The sequence below is a fragment of the Arthrobacter sp. GMC3 genome, from assembly GCF_002929305.1.
GTDB lineage: Bacteria > Actinomycetota > Actinomycetes > Actinomycetales > Micrococcaceae > Specibacter.
In genome coordinates, this window is sequence record NZ_PJIO01000001.1 from 607,150 (window position 1) to 625,128 (window position 17,979).

Genomic DNA, 17,979 nt, shown 5'->3' on the forward strand with positions numbered 1-17,979 from the left:
CTCAATCATGCGTTGAGGGCGGCTTCGAAATGATCCAGCGCTTCAGCGGAGGTTACGGGAACCGCTAAGGAGTCGGGGCCGGTTCTTAGCGACCAATCTCCGGAATCTGTCGCCGTGAGGGTGACGGCCACGGGCGCCTGCCCAGTGCGCAAGCGCCGGACGGCGGCCGTTGCGGGCAAGCCTTCTGCTGCACTCGTCAGGTATTCGCGGCACAGGTGCAGGGCCAGGGCCAGCATTGCGGGACCGGATTCAATGGGCTGAATTTCGTGAACGCCCAAAGGACTCAGGCTCAACAACACTGCTCCAACATTAGAACCTGCGGTGAAAAGAACATGCTCAGCCGTGGGGGTGGTGAGTGAGATTTCCAACCATTCCTGGGCCTGGGCGAGCACAGTGCCAACTACTGCGCAGTGCCCGACAGGAACAATTTTTTCGCCCTGCGACTGCGCCAAGCCCCTGACTAGAAGAGTTGTGAGACCAGCATTCTGCAGTAGTTGGTTCTCTGCGAGCTTGTCCAGCCGAAACAGCCCCAGCGTGGTGGCCGCGGATTCCGTGGGTGCCATGGAAAGCAAGGCCAGGAGTTCGTGGTCGGTCATGCGAAGTTCCGTCTCAGTCATGAGGCTAAGCCTATCGGCCGAGGGGCCCCAGCCGAGCGTGGGAGGTTGGGGAGGACGGAAGGCGCTATCGGCCGAGGGGCCCCAGCCGAGCGTGGGAGGTTGGGGAGGACGGAAGCTACAGGGAGCCGAAGCTATTGTTGGCCACTGGGTCGCGCCAGGCCAGTGACATTGCTTCGAGTTCCTGGCGCAGTTTCGGGTCGCTGTCTATGCGACTGCGGAAAAAGCGCCGCCCATGCTGGGCACAGTACCCGGGGGCGGCAAAAACACTCAGGCTGCCACATAGGATCAACAGGCAAATGGCAAACAAGGAAAATGCCGGCCCGGGGCCCTGCGACAGCCAGCCTGAGAATCCCGAGAACATGATGGCGGACATGATCGCGGAGATAAAGAGAGCAAGGCCAATTCCGGACGCTGAAGTTCCAGCCGCACGGGAGCTTCTGGGCTGTTTGCCGTGCGCTATGTTGGCAAGTTTCACCCGCCCTACCAGCCCGGCGGTGGTTGTCAACGCGAGACCTGCCAAGATCAGTGTCAGCCAGAGGGTAACGGATTCGCCCATTACGGCTAGGGATAGGAAGCCTGCGCCAACCAGCGTGGCTCCTAACCCACCCACGGCTGCCCTGAAGCCCAGCCACTGGCCGTACGCCCAAGCGATGTCCCGTAATGCGGACTGAGTCTGTACAGGGGCCATGCGTGCCACATCAGAATCCAGCCAGTAGTCGAGGGGTCTGCCGTCCATGGCGGGCCAATAGTTGGAATAGTTCATTCTTTGTGGACCTCTGCGAGAGTTGCGTATTAGGGATTCCAAGCCCAAAGTATCAGGCTTGGGTGGACGGTAAGCGTACTTCGAACAGGTCTGGGCCAGTTCCCAAACGAAGGCTGATACGGGCCCTGTCCGGAACATCACTCCGGGGGAGTGCGAAAGGTTCTTACGGTTGTGCGGTCTGGTCTTGGATACGGCTGCGGAGTTCGTCATACTCGGCGGCAGCGAGGGGGCGCTTGCGTAGCCAGCGCTGAAAAATCGCATCTCGATTCCCCATGGTGTATCCGGTGATCAGAAAAATCACCGCGATGATCCCCGGCCCAAGAGTGGCAAATGGCAGTGCGGCCTGCACAGAGGTCATTTTCGTTCCCCAGCTGTCGCCGCCAAAGATGGCGACCAATATCAGGATGACAATCGATACGGCGGCCATGATTCCCGTGCCCAGCCATGCGTCGGGAACAGTTTCAGGGGTCTTAGCAGGCCAAATGAATGAGGGTCGTCGCAGGGTCTTTTTGGCCCCAAAAATCCATGAACACGCCAATGCGGTGCCAAGAATGAGAGCCCCGAATGTCACCAGAACTCCGAAGGCTCCGGCAGAACCGGGGCCCTGATCAAGGTAGCCACTGACCAGTAGGCCCGCCGAAATAAGAAGAAGTGCCACACCGAAGGTCAACGCCACTCGGACAAAGGCCAGCCGGCGCGCCACCGGAATGGCAAGCTCCGCCAGAGTTGTTGGGGTGATGACTTCCGGGATGGGCGCGGGCTGGGCTGTTATGGTGCCGTAAGAAAACGCCAACGTATCCCGCTCTTGCTTCTTAGCCATGATGATCTTTCCCTATCGCCCCGCCAAGAGTGCGTCCTCGGCGGTATCAACAAGCATAAAGTCGGCATCCGGAACCTGCCATGGGCAGGCCTCCCCACGCAACACCGTGGAGGCCTGCCCGATACAATCAAGCCATGCCTGCCACCTATGATCCAGCCACTCCGATCTCCCATTGGGATTCCGGCATGTGGAGCCGTGTCCTGGCGGCGTCGGGCACCCTGAATCCCTTCACCGACGACCCCTTTACCGAGGCCATGCTGGCGGGCCTGGGCGGCGGCATTGGCTTCATGATCTTCACTTTTGAGTACAAAGACATCACTACCGCCTCAGTCGTCACCCGCTTTCATCCAGGCCCATACGTGGAGAATTTGCTTGCCCGCAGCGGCGCATCGGTCGCTATCGCCCAAACAAGTAGTGCCAAATTGGCCCGTGCGCGACTTGACGCTGCCCTGGAAACCGGAGTGCCCGCCGTCGTTCGGGTGGTCCGTGGACAGCTGCCCTGGGTCGCCGAGGACCCACTGGCCGACATGGACTCGCTGGACATTGCCGTGGTGGCCCGAGACGGCGAGACCTATCTGGTGGACGACGGCGGCGGCCACCTTGAGCGCATCAGTGCAGTTGCCCTGGCCGCGGCGAGGGGTAGCCGGAAGGCAGACAAGTATTGGCAGGCGCACGTGGAACCCGGCGTCGGAACCGTGCTGACTCGTGAGGTGCTTAGGGAGTCCATTGCCCAGACAGCTGATGCGCTTCTGGCCACGAGTGCCCCTCCAGGGATCCCGCCAGGCTATTCCAAGAACTTTGGAATTGCCGGCATGAGGTCCTGGGCGCGATGGCTGGCAGATACCTCCTCAAAGCGCGGGTGGGCTCGGGTGTTTGGCGACCCGGACCGTGCCGCCGCCGGATTGGGCATGTTGCACGGGCAGCTCGCAGGGCGACGGTTCTCTGGTCCGGGAGCGCTGCGCCCCTTGTACGCCGATTTTTTGCAGGAGGTGGGTGCAACTGCGTACGGCGGATCCGGCGTCGAAACGTCCACTCTGGACGATGCGGCCGTGCAATACCGCCAGCTCGCTGCGCATTGGGATGACCTCACGGCCTTGGTTGGTGCCGCAGGGGAACCCGATTTTGTTCCCATGGCTAACGCCGTGGAAGTCATCGCCGATCTGGAGGCCGAGGCGGCAAGGACGCTGCAGAAGTCCTGAGTTCGTAGCTGCTTTAAGGCCAAAGCGCGTGGCTGGGATAGGCTAGGGGCGTGACTTATGAGATTGAGATTGGCCGTGGCAAGCGTGGACGTCGTGCGTACTCTTTGGATGACATTGCGATCGTTCCTTCCCGACGCACCCGTGACCCCAAGGATGTGTCAGTAAAATGGCAGATCGACGCCTACCAGTTTGAGATGCCGGTGATCGGCGCCCCCATGGACTCCGTCATGTCCCCGGAGACTGCCATCGCCTTGGGCAAGCTGGGCGGCCTGGGCGTACTGGACCTGGAGGGTTTGTGGACCCGGTACGAGGATCCGCAGCCTGTGCTCGATGAGATCGCACAGCTAGAGGGCTCCGTGGTTAACCCGGAGACGACCTTGCGCTTGCAGCAGCTTTACAGCCCGCCGATCCAGCCCGAACTCATCACCCAACGCCTGGCCGAGATCCGGGCCGCGGGCGTGACCGTGGCCGGTTCATTGACGCCGGGGCGCACCCAGGAGTTCTACAAGACCGTTGTTGCAGCGGGCGTTGACGTCTTTGTCATCCGCGGGACCACGGTTTCCGCTGAACACGTCTCCAAAACCACCGAGCCGTTGAATTTGAAGCAGTTCATCTACGAACTCGATGTGCCCGTCATTGTTGGTGGCGCGGCCGGTTACACACCCGCACTGCACCTGATGCGCACCGGAGCAGCCGGTGTACTGGTCGGCTTCGGAGGCGGCGCGTCCACCACCACACGCCGCGCCCTGGGCATTCGCTCACCCATGGCCAGCGCCATCTCCGACGTCGCTGCAGCGCGCCGCGACTACATGGATGAGTCCGGTGGACGGTATGTTCACGTGATCGCCGACGGCGGCATGGGCTCCAGTGGTGACATCGTCAAGGCCATCGCCATGGGCGCCGACGCCGTCATGCTCGGTGCTGCGCTCTCCCGCGCAGCTGAGGCTCCCGGACAGGGCTGGCACTGGGGTGCTGAGGCACACCATCAGGAACTGCCCCGCGGACACCGCGTGAATATGGGCACAGTGGGAACGCTGGCCGAGGTACTGCACGGCCCGGCACATCAGTCCGATGGCACGTCCAACCTGATTGGTGCCTTGCGCCGCTCCATGGCCACCACGGGCTACTCGGATCTGAAGGAATTCCAGCGCGTTGAAGTGCTGGTTTCCCCGTAACTTGCGAATTAAAAAGTGCCCCGGTCCTTTGCGGACCGGGGCACTTTTCGGTTTAGTGCTTGTTTAGCCGTCTCCTCTTGAGTGCGAAAGCTCCTCCGCCAGCCAGGAGCAGGAGCAGAGCCAGAACCAAGGGCGCTGCGGTCAGTGCTCCTGTCGCAGCCAGATCGTCTGCCCCATTTGTTGGAACTTTCGTTGGATTGGTTGTCCCCGAAGGAGTTGGACCTGTGGGCTTCTGCGACTCGACTTGCGCACCGGTGACCACGAAGCTGGCCTCGCCTCGCAGGCCCGAACTCACCCCTTCGAATTGAATTGTTTGGCTGCCAGCGGCAAATGCCTCGGGTACGGCCCAGCTGGCTATAACCACTCCGGCGTTGTCCGCGATGAACGTGCCAAGGTCGAGGTTTGAAGTCGACAACGAGACCTTGACGGTCTCGTTAGGAGCGAAACCCTTGCCTGTGAAGGTGGTGCTTTGACCTGCGACCGCTGATTCTGGCGCGACAACAGTCGGAGCCAGTGCGGCGTTACCGACGGCCAAATTGAAGATACTTAGCCCTTCATCAACCAGGGGACTACCTTCCGGAAGGTCGATGCTTGCAACTGTTCGGCCCGCTGCAAGGGGGATTGCGTTGGTGAAGATCGATGCAGGCTCGGTGATCTTGACAATGGTTGCCGCTCCACCAACATATGACTGTGTATGCCGCTGATGGAACGCCGATTGTGCGAGGACACCGGTGCTTGCCGATTTGTTTGTACTGAGCCAATTGGGCAAGGATATGGTGACCTTCTGGCTAGACCCATCCGTGTAGTTGACGGTCGCTTCACCTTCGGCCTTTGTACCGGTGGAAAAGCCAACTACCAGCAGGGTTTTTCCCTGGCCGGTGATGGCGATGCGCTGACCGGCAGCCTTGACGACGTCGGGCGTACCCACCGCTGTCCCATGCCAGATGAAGTCAACACCATTGGCGGTCCGGCTCTGCCCGATCGTGAGGCCGGCATCGGCCAAAGACTCTGCCGAAAAGGTTCGCCGGTCCACGGTGACAGCACCATTGCGTGGATTTGCACTTCTGGCGACGGCTGTTTGGTTAAACGCCTGCTCCATGGTCAGTGCCTGCCGAGCAACGCCTGGACCAGCGTAGGCTCCGATGTTGGGGGCGCCGTCGGACAGCGGGTTGCCGAAGTAGTCGCGCCCACCGTTGTCAGCCATGGGTGTGCCTGCGCCGATCAGTGGCGAGCCTTCCAGCAGCTGGTATCCATTGTTGGAAAGCGTCGTTTGACCGCTGCCGCCTGCCAGGAACTTCGGATCACCAATGACGGCGCCGACCTCGTCCGACGGCGGCTTGATCCCACCGCTGTAAGCATTGTTCCGGTTTGTCCCTAAGCCGCTTTTGAGATTTCCTGACGGCGCGACGATCGCATTGTTAGCGAAATAGCGGGGCCCAGACATGTCGTCGAGGAAATCCCTTGAGGGGCAGTAGAACGTGTTGTTGTAAATGTAATGGACGCCGGGTCCGCCGCTGGCGCCACCTAGACGGCAATCATCCTGGGACACGTTGTAGCGCAGGATCACCTTTGTTGTGGTGGAACTGTTGCCACAACCGGACACGCAATTGAGATAGAAGCCACCAGCATTGCCGTAGGAGTAGTTGTATTGGAACGTGCAGGTTCCCACCGTCTGGATATCGCAATCCCAAGCGGTGGAGTCATAGGTAGAGGTGACGCTGTTTCCGACCACGTTGTATTGAAACATCGTGTTGCGCGAGTTGTAAGGCCACATGCCCGCGAAGTTGCCGGCTACGAAGGGGTGCTTTCCCATGCCAAGGTTCAGAGCGGAGTTGTATTCGACCAAAGGTTCGTCGGCGTTGTGCACGACGATTCCGTCGCCGCCGACCGAGTCGATCTTGTTTCCCGAGATCAGCACGTTGGTGTGGTATTTGTTTGTGTCGGCGGCGAGCTTGATGCCGCCGCCACCGGTGTCGTTGACGCGGTTATTAGTAATGGTGATTCCTGCATAGGCGCCGGATCCGGACTGGACTTGAACCATGATTCCTGCAGACAGTGGAAAATCTGCCGATTGGGATCCCGTCTTGTTCGACCAGCCGGCAACATCCTCAACGTGATTCTCCGTGACAACAACCCCGCCCTGATCGGCTGCGGTGGTCGCGTTGAACAAGATTCCCACCCGGCGGGCGTGGTCGGTAGCCGGATTGATCACGTGGAGTCCGCTGATGGTCCAGTAGCTAGCGTTTGTAATTTGAATGGCAGCGACTGCCCCGTTGCCGTTGATGGTTGGCATTGCCCCGTCGCCGTATCCGAGCACGGAAATTGGGTGCCCTTTCAGGCCAGAGCCCTGAGGTGCCAGCTGTCCAACACAGTCCACCCCCGCCCGGAATCTAATGGATTCACCGGGCAGGAATGATCCATGGCTGTTCACTTGGCTCAAGGAGTTATATGGGGCCTCCTTGGTTCCGTCGCCTTCAATGGCGGCTGAGCAATCAACGAAGTACTGACCGGTGGAGATGGATGTCACTGCTGCCGTGATAGTTCCGCTGGTTGGAGCGTTGAACTTTCCCACCCCGGTCGCCAGAATCTCGCCTGCACCGACAGCAGCGCCGGCCGGGACAACAAATTTTGCCGTTGCTTCACCAAAGTCATTCGCAACGGCCGTGCTGACACTCGTTCCGCGGAAGGAGAGTTGAACTGCAGACTGCGGCAAAACCCCGGAGACTACGACGGTTGCCAGATCACCGGCAACCAAGGAGTCCAGCCTGGTATCGGAGGCTGCCCGAATCTGGAGCGGATTGGCAATGTAGGCGTCGGTGCAGTTGAGTTTCGCGTCGCCCCAATCGGCATGATCATTGCCGTTGCCTTCAGAGCCCTCATTGGCGCGCAAGGTGAGCGTGCTTGCCCCTGCCACATCAAGATTGACGAGGATCGGTCCGTCCGAGCCGCGACTTTCGGCCGAGAACTTTTCGATTCCGTCGACAAGCACCTTGAAGTCCACCCGTCCCTTGCTGCCCTGAGTGTCGTCAATTCCGACATAGGACAGGAACTGGCGGCAAGCCTTGTTCAGGTCGTAGGTAATCTCGGATGTTGCATGCGTTCCCAGACCCTTGGCATAAACGACGCCACCAACGGTCAACGGTTGGCGATTGGCATCGTTTGCTTCTTTGCTGCCGTTGCTCATATCGCGTTCGACGGGCCCCCACCCGTTGCTCATGCTCGTCCATGGAAGGTCTGAAACCTGGACAATTCCGGTTAGCGTCGGTTGTTCGTCGGCTACAGCCGCTGGCCCTGAAGCCAGGGTTGCTGCGGCCATCGCTACGGACAAAAGCAATGCTGATGTCGGTTTGGCGCGTAAACGCATACAAATCCTCCTTGATTTGGCTGTGATGTCCCTTCAACCTAGGGATCGAGAATGTGCGAGTCAACAAATCGAACAAAATCGAACGGTTATGATCGTCGATCGTACATTTGCGCTTGACACCTTTGTCACGCTCCACAGGAGCCAGGAGGGCGTGGCGGCAATGCTAGGGCATCGACGATCTCTGGAAGATAGTCAGCAGACTCGATGCGACAAATTCGCACAATGAGTTTCCCCCTGCCTTTCTGCTGGCTAACCGCGTAGGGTTTTCCTATCAGTTGATGGCGCCCTCCAGGAGGAATCGAATGACAATCTCAACCCAGCCCAACGGCAACTTGGGCCCGGCGGCTCGTGAAGCGTCGCTCCAAGCATTGAAAGCCACCACGGGGCCCGGCAAGGAACTAGATATCCTGATCGTTGGCGGCGGGGTGGTCGGTGCAGGATCGGCCCTGGACGCCGTCACCCGCGGTCTGAACGTGGGACTCGTGGAAGCCAACGACTGGGCTGCAGGGACGTCGTCGCGCTCGTCAAAACTGATCCACGGCGGTCTTCGCTACCTGGAGATGCTTGACTTCGCCCTGGTGCAGGAAGCATTGCAGGAACGGGGTCTGCTCATTCAACGCATCGCGCCACACCTGGTGCGCCCGGTGCCTTTCCTGTACCCCCTGAGTAAGAGATTCATTGAGCGCCCCTACGTAGGCGCCGGCATTTTGCTCTATGACACCTTGGGCCTGACCAGCGGCAACAGCCGCGGCGTTCCCATGCACAAACACCTCACTCGCAGGGGAACCCTAAGAGCTGCCCCCAGTCTGAAAGACGACGCGATGATCGGCTCCATCCGCTACTACGACGCCCAAGTGGACGACGCGCGGCTGGTTGCGAATGTGATTCGCACTGCCGCCAGCTTTGGGGCCCATGTCGCCAACCAGACCGAGGTGATTGACTTCCTGCGAGAAGGTGAGCGGGTGGTGGGGGCCAAGGTGCGCAATCTGGAGGACGGGACCGAGTTTGAGATTCGGGCCAAGCAGGTCATCAACGCCACGGGGGTTTGGACGGACCAGACGCAGGCCATGGTTACGGACCGTGGCCAGCTCAAGGTTCGGGCCTCCAAGGGGATCCACCTGGTGGTGCCACGTGACAGGTTCCAATCGACGGTTGGCCTGATTCTGAAGACCGAAAAGTCCGTGCTATTCGTGATTCCCTGGGGCAGGCACTGGATCATCGGCACTACAGACACCGATTGGAAGCTGGACAAGGCACACCCTGCCGCCTCCAGCAAGGACATCGACTACCTGCTCGAACACGTCAATAAGGTACTCAAGCGCCCACTCACCCGGGAAGATGTCGAAGGCGTTTACGCCGGCCTGCGACCCCTGCTGGCGGGCGAAAATGACTCGACGGCCAAATTGTCCAGGGAACACGTCGTCGCCCACCCCGTCCCCGGACTGGTGGTGGTTGCGGGCGGAAAGTTCACCACCTACCGGGTCATGGCCAAAGACGCGGTGGACGAGGCCACCCGGACACTGGACGAAAAAGTGCCCGTCAGCTGCACGGAAACCATCCCGCTGCTGGGGGCCACCGGATTCAAGGCGGCGTGGAACCGGCGCAACAAGACTGCCGAGGAAACGGGTGTCCACGTTGAGAGGGTGGAGCACCTGCTCAACCGCTACGGCTCCATGGCGCAAGACGTCCTAGAGCTGGTGGTCGCCACACCGGACCTAGGGCAGCCGCTGCCCGGTGCCGACGACTATCTAGGTGCTGAAGTGGTGTACGCAACCACCCATGAAGGCGCGTTGCACCTTGCCGATGTCCTGACAAGACGCACCCGAATTTCCATCGAGTCCTGGGATCGCGGGGTCGCAGCGGCCCCCGTAGTCGCTAGACTGATGGGAGATATTTTGGGGTGGAGTGAAACCCAAAAGGACAATGAAGTTGCCAACTACCTGGCCCGGGTTGAAGCCGAGCGACTCAGCCAACAACAGCCCGACGACGAATCAGCTGACGCCGCACGGCTAGGTGCGCCAGGAATTGTTCCGCTCATGTAGGACTCATAACCCCCTGCACGACAGGGACCTGAAAGGTACTCAATGACACCCGGTTCGCTCGAGCGGTACGAAACCGAACTGACCAATCCTGAACTGGTCATTTTGGAGATGGAAGCCAGCTCAAAAGAGGACGCCGCGGCACAACTAGCCACGAAACTCTTTGAACAGGGGCGCATCAGCGACCTAGACGGATTCCTGCGTCACGTGAACGCCCGTGAACACCAGCTGGCAACAGGCCTGCCTGGCGGCATCGGGCTACCCCACGCGCGCAGTGACTATGTCACACAAACCTCCATCGCAGTGGGCATCACCAAATTCGGGCACAGCCTGGATTTCGGTGCCGTGGACGGGCCCGCCACAGTGATCTTGCTCATTGCCACGCCTGCGACCTCATTCTCCGAACACCTGGAAGTCCTCGCCACCATGGCACGCTCCTTGTTCAAGGAAAATTTCAGGGAATCACTGCGCCGCGCCCACGACACCGAGGTTATCGCCGAACTCATCAACTCCTCCCTCGTGTTCTTCGACCACTAGGCCCCACGCCCTACCAACGCTCGCTTCTCGCCAACGGCGCATTCGTTGTTCTACAGGGTTACGAAGTACCGTTAGAGGGTGTTGAAAACTGCCGTAAAACCAAAATGGATCGCAGCCTTGGTATTTGCGCTGGCCGTAGCTGCCGTCTTTGTCTTGTTGAGTCAATGGCAATTTTCGCGTTCCCTCGAGAAGGATGTTGCACCCCCTTCCGTCACTGAGAAGGTGCAGCCGCTACTGAAAACCCTGCAGCCCGGCGAACCGTTGCTCGGTTCCGCAGAAGGGCAGTTGATCAGCGCAACAGGGCATTTTGACACCACAAAACAGGTCATCGTGCAGTCCCGCGTTCAGGGCGGCAACGTTGGCTACTGGGTGGTCACGGCGTTTGTGGTCGACGGCGCGCCCAAACTGAGCGGCGTCGGTGCCACCGAGGAAGTAGTGATCCCTGTGGCCCGAGGCTGGATCTCGGATCCGAGCCATGCGCAGGCTCCACCGGCAGGCAACCTCACCCTGGAAGGCCGGCTGCTCAACTCCGAAGGCCCCATCCTGAAGCAAAACCTCCCCGCAGGCCAAGTTGGTGCGCTGTCCTCGGCAGAGCTGACCAATCTATGGGAAACCACCACGTACGCCGCGTTCGTGGTGTCATTCCAAGAAGAGGTCAACGGCAACAACGTTGGTGCAAACGCCACTCATGGTGACCTGGTCCCCATTACTGTCACTGCCACCGACCAGAACAACAAGATTAACTGGTTGAACATTTTCTACTCCATCGAGTGGGTAGTGTTCGCCGGATTCGCCGTTTTCCTGTGGTGGCGTCTAGTGGCTGATGATTACCGCCGGGAACAAGACGAGCTGTTCGACGTCGACCATGACGACGAAGACGATGCCGTAAACCCAGATTTAGGAAAGTGAAGCAAAGTGACTGAAAGCAACACCTCGGAACCCACGAACACGGCGTCGGATCAGACGGTGCCCAAGGCCGCTCCGAAGCGACGCTTTGGTGGAACCCCGGCACAGATCCTCAGTGCTCTGAAATTCTACAAAATACTGGCATATGCAACAGGCACCATGTTGCTGCTGCTGGTTGCAGAGCTGGTATTGCGCTATGGCTTCCACAGTGTGCTGGTGGCCGGTGGCACCGACTCCACCACGGGCGCCTCGCATGGCTTCGGCATGGTCAACATTGACGGCGGCGTCATGGCAATTACAGGTGGCCTGAATTTGTCCACCATGGTGCTCATTGTGCACGGCTGGATGTATGTGATCTACCTGATCGCCGATTTCCGGCTGTGGACACTGATGCGCTGGCAGTTCGGCAAGCTTGTCCTCATCGCCTTGGGAGGCGTGGTTCCGTTCCTGTCATTCATCGTTGAAGGCAGGGTCCACAAGGAAGTCTTGGCCGAGGTTGCCGCGAACCCCAAAGCCGCTAAAAGATACTAATTTCGGCGAGCTCCACGGCAGATTTAAGAGGTTCTGCTCACGCCAGGGAGCCTGCCGGGGACTCGCGCTGGCGCGGTGGGTTAAGATTGAAGAGTGACTAATCCCGCTACGGCCCAGACTTCCCAGAAGCCCGTCCTGGTTGTGGACTACGGTGCCCAGTACGCCCAGTTGATTGCGCGCCGTGTGCGTGAGGCCAATGTGTACTCGGAAATCGTTCCGCATACCTATACAACTGCGCAGTTGCTGGCTAAAAACCCAGCTGCCATCATCCTCTCCGGTGGACCGTCAAGTGTCTACGCAGAGGGTGCGCCAAACGTTGGCGCAGACCTGTTTGAAGCCGGTATCCCGGTCTTGGGTATTTGCTATGGCTTCCAAGCCATGGCGGCAGCCTTGGGCGGAACCGTTGCCGAGACAGGTTTGCGTGAATACGGCGCAACCGACGTCACCTTGATCGGCGAAAGCCGCTCCATCCTGGCGTCCACCCCCGAAGCACAGACCACCTGGATGAGCCACGGCGACAGCGTGCAGAAGGCACCCGAGGGCTTCGACGTCCTCGCCTCCTCCGCAGGCGCCCCCGTTGCTGCCTTCGCGAACGAGGAAAAATGCCTCTTCGGCGTGCAGTGGCACCCCGAAGTCAAGCACTCCGAGTTCGGCCAGAAGGTGTTGGAGAACTTCCTGTTCAACGGCGCCAAGCTGGAGAAGAACTGGACTGCCAACAGCATCCTTGACGAGCAGGTCGACCGTATCCGTGAGCAGATCGGCAGCGCGAAGGTCATCTGCGGACTCTCCGGCGGCGTTGACTCCGCCGTGGCCGCCGCACTTGTGCAGCGCGCCGTGGGCGATCAGCTCACCTGCGTATTCGTCAACCATGGCCTGCTCCGTCAGGGCGAGGCCGAGCAGGTGGAGCTCGATTTCGTAGCCTCCACCGGAGCCAATCTGTACGTTGCCAACGAGCAGGACCGCTTCCTGAACGCACTTGCCGGCGTTTCCGATCCGGAGACCAAGCGCAAGATCATCGGCCGCGAATTCATTCGTGCCTTCGAGGAAGCCGAACGTGCCATCATGGCCGAGGCCGCCTCCGAGGGCGAAGAGATCAAGTTCCTGGTCCAGGGCACCCTGTACCCCGACGTCGTGGAATCCGGCGGTGGTGAAGGCGCAGCCAACATCAAGAGCCACCACAACGTTGGTGGACTGCCCGAGGACCTGCGCTTTGAGCTCGTTGAGCCGTTGCGTGCCTTGTTCAAGGACGAGGTCCGCGCTGTTGGCGCCGAGTTGGGCCTGCCGCCCGAAATCGTTGGCCGCCAGCCGTTCCCCGGCCCCGGCCTGGGAATCCGCATCGTTGGTGAGATCACCGGCGAGCGTCTGGAACTGCTCCGCAAGGCCGACGCCATTGCGCGCGCCGAACTGACCGCAGCTGGCTTGGACAATGAGGTATGGCAGATGCCGGTTGTGCTGCTTGCCGATGTGCGCAGTGTTGGCGTCATGGGCGATGGCCGTACTTATGGTCACCCCATTGTGCTCCGTCCTGTCTCCTCCGAGGACGCCATGACGGCCGACTGGTCACGCCTGCCGTACGATCTTTTGGCTCGCATCTCCAACCGAATCACCAATGAGGTGGAGGGTGTCAACCGCGTTGTTCTGGACGTCACGTCCAAGCCACCGGGAACCATTGAGTGGGAGTAATTCCCACAGGAACACTGGGGAGTATCGAATTAGCCTAATTTCTGGCTTTTTTGGTGCTCCCCAGTGCGCCGTTCGGGCATTAATGGGCTGAGCGAGATAGCCTAAAATGCATGTCAGTATGGTCAAGACCGTTCCGCTCAAATGCAGAGAAGAAGGCACCCGTGTCCGAAGTCGCAGGTCCCGCTAAGAGCTCTGCCGAGCTCCAAACATGGCTTGCAGGGTTGGATTCCTACGCCGGTGTGGACACCGCTCTGGCCTTCGTGAAAAGCGATGCAGGCTGTATCGACCTCACCCACGCGCACCCGTCTGGGCTGGCGCAGCTGCTCGCGGGCCGGAAAACCCGGTTGTCCACACTCATCCGGGAGCCGGACCACTATTCCTCCGCCAAACGCGCGGCGGCATCATTGCGGACCAAAATCTTTGAACTGAGCACCGATCGCGGGATCGACGTCGGCTACCTTGCCGCCGGGCTTGCCCGGTGGTCCGTTGTGGGGGGACAAAACAGCGGTGACGTGTGCGCGCCTGTGCTGTTGGCCGGCGTCGCACTGACAGTTCGGGCAGGCCAGGACGACTACGAACTCCAGCTCATGGAGCAGGCCCAGGTGAACCCTGCCCTGGTGAAGTATCTCAACAAACACGCCAACATCAGGGTCGACGCCGACGCCCTGGGCAGGCTCGCCTACAGCACCGCCCGCTTTGACCCGGCACCTGTGTTGGACAAACTCCGCGCACTCCTGGCACCCATTGACGGTGCCTCCGTGGAGCACGAACTTTTGGTTTCCTCGTTTGCTTTCCTGGCAGAGAACTTGCGTGATCCCGCTTTGCTGGCGGGTTCGGAACTGTTGGAGAAACTGCAACGCCACAGCGACGACGACGTCCTGCCGGTGGAGCTCGAACCCGATTTCGCCAAGTTCACGGCGCTCGATGACAGGCTTCCCGAGGACGAAATCCTTGTGTGCGACGCCGACCCGCAGCAGCAATACGTACTTGACCTGATTCGCACGGGCGAGTCGGTGTTGGTGTCCACACCTCCCGGAACGGGTCAAACCCAGACGGCCATCAACGCTATTGCGGAGCTGGTACATGACGGCAAGAGTGTCTTGGTGGTGGGAGAGCGCCGCAGCACCTTGAATGAGCTGGCCCAAAAGCTTGGTGAGATGGACCTTGATTCGCTGTTGCTGCAATTGAGCGCACAAACTGGTCCGCAACAGATCAAGTCCCAGCTGATCCGCTCGATCACCCGCAACGAGAAAGCTACTGAGCCGCGGCTTGGCAGCCTATTCTCGACACTCGTGGACCACCGCCACCAATTAGTGGACCACGTAGCAAGCTTGCACAATGTCCGCGACCGCTGGGGCTGCTCGCCGTATCAGGCTATGCAGTCGCTGGCTGAGCTGACCTCCATTCACCCGGCGCCGGCCACCACCGTCAGGCTCAAGCGCAGCGTGTTGGACAACGTCAGGGACCGCGGGGACCTCAGCGGTCGCCTGCGGCGTGCCGCGGAACTTGGCGCGTTCAGCCAGGTTGCCGTCAGTAGTGCCTGGCACGGGGCCCGCATGGTGACTCGCAAGGAAACTGAAGTCGCCTACGGGCTGGCGCAGGACCTGTTTGAACAGGTACCGATCTTTGCGGCGAAGATGGACGAGGTTGCCGACTTTGGGCAAATCCGACACGGCAATACTTTTGCCCAGTGGGGGCGCCAGCTGAGTATGTTGGTGGCCATTCGTGAAAGCCTGGATAAATTCAAGTCGGACGTTTTCGACTGGCCCATCGATGAGATGATCGCGGCCACAGCCACCACTGCCTGGCGTCGCGAGAACGGTATCGACATGCCGGCTCTGCAGCGTGCGCGCTACCGGCGGAACGCCAAGGACTTTGTCCGACCCGGTGTCCACATTGCCGATTTGCACGAGTCTTTGGTGCTTGTCAACGAACAAAGTTCCCTGTGGGCTCAGGCCGCCACCAGCAAACGGCATCCCACCGTTCCCGCGGGCTTGGCAGAGCTGAACCGTACCTACACGGACCTGTTTCAGAAGCTAACTGCGCTCGGCACCATCCTGGAACGCACCGTTGACGGCGGCGATCTGGTTAATTTCAACGACGGCGAATTGGTAGGCCGCCTTGATGCGCTAGTACAGGACAAGGAATCACTAGAGACGCTGCCGGAGCGTACTCTGCTGCTTGAAAGCATGCGTGAACAGGGGCTCGGGGAGCTCCTTGATGATTTGTCACGCCGCGAGGTCGGGCACAGGGAGACGAACGCGGAGCTCGAACTTGCCTGGTGGCAGTCGGCCCTTGAAGCGATGATCAGTGGCGATGACTACTTGGCCATGTCGGACGGTGAAAATCTGCGCCGTTTAGAGGCCGAGTTCCGGTTGGCCGATCAGGCCCATGTTGCCGCCGGTCCGGCACGAATACGCTGGAAACTCGCTCAGGAGTGGCGTGAAGTAGTATCCGGTCGCAACCGGCAGGGTGAAATGCTCCGCAACGTTCTCAAGGACGGCAGGGTCTCCCTGGATGCCTTGGGCGTCCAGGCACCTGACCTGCTCAAGAACCTGGTTCCCGTCTTCACCGCCAGTCCTTTGGTGGTGCCATCGGCAATCCCCGCCGACTTCCGCTTTGACGCCGTCGTCATTTTGGATGCCGAATCCACTTCCCTGCAATCGGCGTTGCCTTCTCTGGCCAGGGCAGATCAGGTCATCGCCTTCGGTGACGAGCAGACAGCCTGCCCGCGTAGCTTCAATGTTTCGGTAGGGGACGCAGCAGCACAAGCCGCCGATCAGCACCCCTTGGAAAGCGTCCTGGGCGCGTTGTCCCGGGTGCTTCCACGCCACCGCCTCACAGTGTCCTACCGTGCCGTTGACGAGGACCTGGTCCTGCAGTTGAGCAGCGGATTCTATGACTCACAGCTGCAACGCTTGCCCGACGGTCGGGCCGTGACAGGCTTGGAAAAGTCACTCTCCGTCGACTATCTCCCGGACGGCAAAGGCCTCCCCGGGGCTGGCAGCGGCGGCGTCGAATCCGTGGTGGCCGAGGTCAATCGTGTTGTGGACATGGTGTTTGAGCATGCAAGGGTGCGTCCGCGCGAATCCCTGGCCGTGATCTCGGCCAGCGAACGCCATGCGGTCCGTGTTGCCCAGGCCATCCGACTGCAAATGGCCAACCATCCGTTGCTGGCAAGTTTCTTTGAGTCAGGCCCGGAGTCATTCCGGGTTGTCACCATTGACCGCGCCGCCGGTTTGGTCCGGGACCGGGTCATCTTCTCACTCGGTTACGGTCGCACACCCCACGGGAGAGCACTTCACGGCTTTGGCCCGTTGTCCGAGCCTGACGGCCGGGCAAAGTTTGCCCTGGCCATGACCCGGGCCCGGAACCACATTCACATCATCACCTGTTTCCGTCCGGAGGACTTGGACGAGCAACGGCTCAGCTATGGCGCTGTGGACTTCTTTGAGTTACTGGACCGTGAACTGGCTGGCAACTCGCTCCTGGGCACGCCCGCGTCAAGGGCCCAAGACAGCGAGAAACGCGCTGGTGAAGACCCTCTGGTGGCTGATCTTGCAGACCGTCTGCGGGCCAGGGGTGCACGAGTGTGGCACCACTACGACGGTGCACTGGACATTGTGGCGGCACCCGATCCTGTCTCCTTGTTGGGCCGGGAAGAACACGAAATTCCAGTTCCAGTAGCCGTGGAGTCCGACGGCACCGCGAAGTACCAAAGCATGAGTGTTCGCGAACGAAGCCGTTTGCGCCCGCAAATGCTGGAACGGCTCGGTTGGCGCTATGTTCCGTTGTGGACCATCGAGGTCTTTACTGACCCGTCTAGTTGTGCGGACCAGATTGGCCGATACCTGGGATTGTCCTCCACAGCAGTTGACGCCGAGCTAACTTCACTGATTGGCGCATCCCTGGACACCTCAATGACTGCTGTTATTGATTCCCCACGTTCCCGGCGCCGGACACCAGCGCCGGACACCGACAAAGACGCAGTATCTGCAAGTGAAGGAAGCCCGACCACAGTGGACGAGACCAGCAAGACAGCAAACGAGCCAACGGTCAGCAGCGGCGTCGACGCCGAAAATAAGGATGTGCCCGCGCTCAAGCCCGACACGGACGACGTCCTGCCTAAGGTGGCCCCCCACGATGCGGCGCACACCTGGGGTGACGAGCTTGGCGGCCAGGGCCACGATGAATGGTTGCAAGAAAACAAGCCACCACATTGGGGCTAGGGAACCAGGGCGACGTGACCAATCAGCCGAAGTTTCCTGTTAGCGGCAAGTCGTTGCGCGGTTCATTCCGCAATGGGCCAGAAAGCCCGCCGCGGCCACGTCTGGTGAGTGTAGCC

12 protein-coding genes are annotated in these 17,979 nt (G+C 60.2%); 8 read left to right on the forward strand and 4 right to left on the reverse strand.

What is annotated here, in order from left to right:
* Positions 1-5: 5 nt before the first annotated feature.
* The 3 genes from CXQ94_RS02950 to CXQ94_RS02960 all read right to left on the reverse strand — a co-directional run bounded on the left by CXQ94_RS02950 (position 6) and on the right by CXQ94_RS02960 (position 2,200).
* Complete coding sequence (locus CXQ94_RS02950; protein ID WP_104086703.1) at positions 6-617, reverse strand: hypothetical protein; 612 nt, start codon at positions 615-617, stop codon at positions 6-8.
* 115 nt (positions 618-732) lie between these two features.
* Positions 733-1,380 carry a hypothetical protein gene (locus CXQ94_RS02955; RefSeq protein ID WP_146070214.1) on the reverse strand — a complete coding sequence of 216 codons (648 nt, stop codon included), beginning with the start codon at positions 1,378-1,380 and terminating at the stop codon, positions 733-735.
* Positions 1,381-1,543: 163 nt separating this feature from the next.
* Entirely contained in the window at positions 1,544-2,200 is a 657-nt protein-coding gene (locus tag CXQ94_RS02960; RefSeq protein ID WP_104086705.1) for a hypothetical protein, read from the reverse strand.
* A 134-nt stretch (positions 2,201-2,334) separates the two neighbouring features.
* Here CXQ94_RS02960 and CXQ94_RS02965 point away from each other — a divergent pair, with 134 nt between their 5' ends.
* Positions 2,335-3,399, forward strand: coding sequence for a BtrH N-terminal domain-containing protein (locus tag CXQ94_RS02965; protein ID WP_181034048.1), 1,065 nt, complete (start codon positions 2,335-2,337; stop codon positions 3,397-3,399).
* 50 nt (positions 3,400-3,449) lie between these two features.
* A complete protein-coding gene (locus CXQ94_RS02970) occupies positions 3,450-4,574 on the forward strand; it encodes a GuaB3 family IMP dehydrogenase-related protein (RefSeq protein WP_104086707.1) in 1,125 nt (374 codons plus the stop codon).
* Between the two features lie 52 nt (positions 4,575-4,626).
* Here the strand turns inward: CXQ94_RS02970 and CXQ94_RS02975 are convergent, their stop codons facing one another.
* On the reverse strand, positions 4,627-7,938 hold the full coding sequence (locus tag CXQ94_RS02975; protein WP_104086708.1) for an NPCBM/NEW2 domain-containing protein: 3,312 nt from the start codon (positions 7,936-7,938) through the stop codon (positions 4,627-4,629).
* 302 nt (positions 7,939-8,240) lie between these two features.
* On the opposite strand from CXQ94_RS02975, the gene CXQ94_RS02980 reads away from it, so the two are divergent.
* The 6 genes from CXQ94_RS02980 (at position 8,241) to CXQ94_RS03005 (ending at position 17,863) form a co-directional block, all read left to right on the forward strand.
* A complete protein-coding gene (locus tag CXQ94_RS02980) occupies positions 8,241-9,980 on the forward strand; it encodes a glycerol-3-phosphate dehydrogenase/oxidase (protein WP_104086709.1) in 1,740 nt (579 codons plus the stop codon).
* A gap of 42 nt (positions 9,981-10,022) precedes the next feature.
* Positions 10,023-10,514 (forward strand): PTS sugar transporter subunit IIA, encoded by a 492-nt coding sequence (locus CXQ94_RS02985; protein WP_104086710.1) that lies wholly within the window; start codon positions 10,023-10,025, stop codon positions 10,512-10,514.
* Between the two features lie 78 nt (positions 10,515-10,592).
* Positions 10,593-11,423 carry an SURF1 family protein gene (locus CXQ94_RS02990; RefSeq protein WP_104086711.1) on the forward strand — a complete coding sequence of 277 codons (831 nt, stop codon included), beginning with the start codon at positions 10,593-10,595 and terminating at the stop codon, positions 11,421-11,423.
* Between the two features lie 57 nt (positions 11,424-11,480).
* Positions 11,481-11,951, forward strand: coding sequence for a DUF3817 domain-containing protein (locus CXQ94_RS02995; RefSeq protein ID WP_258066618.1), 471 nt, complete (start codon positions 11,481-11,483; stop codon positions 11,949-11,951).
* A 93-nt stretch (positions 11,952-12,044) separates the two neighbouring features.
* Positions 12,045-13,634, forward strand: a complete 1,590-nt coding sequence (guaA, locus tag CXQ94_RS03000; protein WP_104086713.1) for a glutamine-hydrolyzing GMP synthase — start codon at positions 12,045-12,047, stop codon at positions 13,632-13,634.
* A 110-nt stretch (positions 13,635-13,744) separates the two neighbouring features.
* Positions 13,745-17,863, forward strand: coding sequence for a DUF4011 domain-containing protein (locus CXQ94_RS03005; RefSeq protein ID WP_104086714.1), 4,119 nt, complete (start codon positions 13,745-13,747; stop codon positions 17,861-17,863).
* Positions 17,864-17,979: the final 116 nt, after the last annotated feature.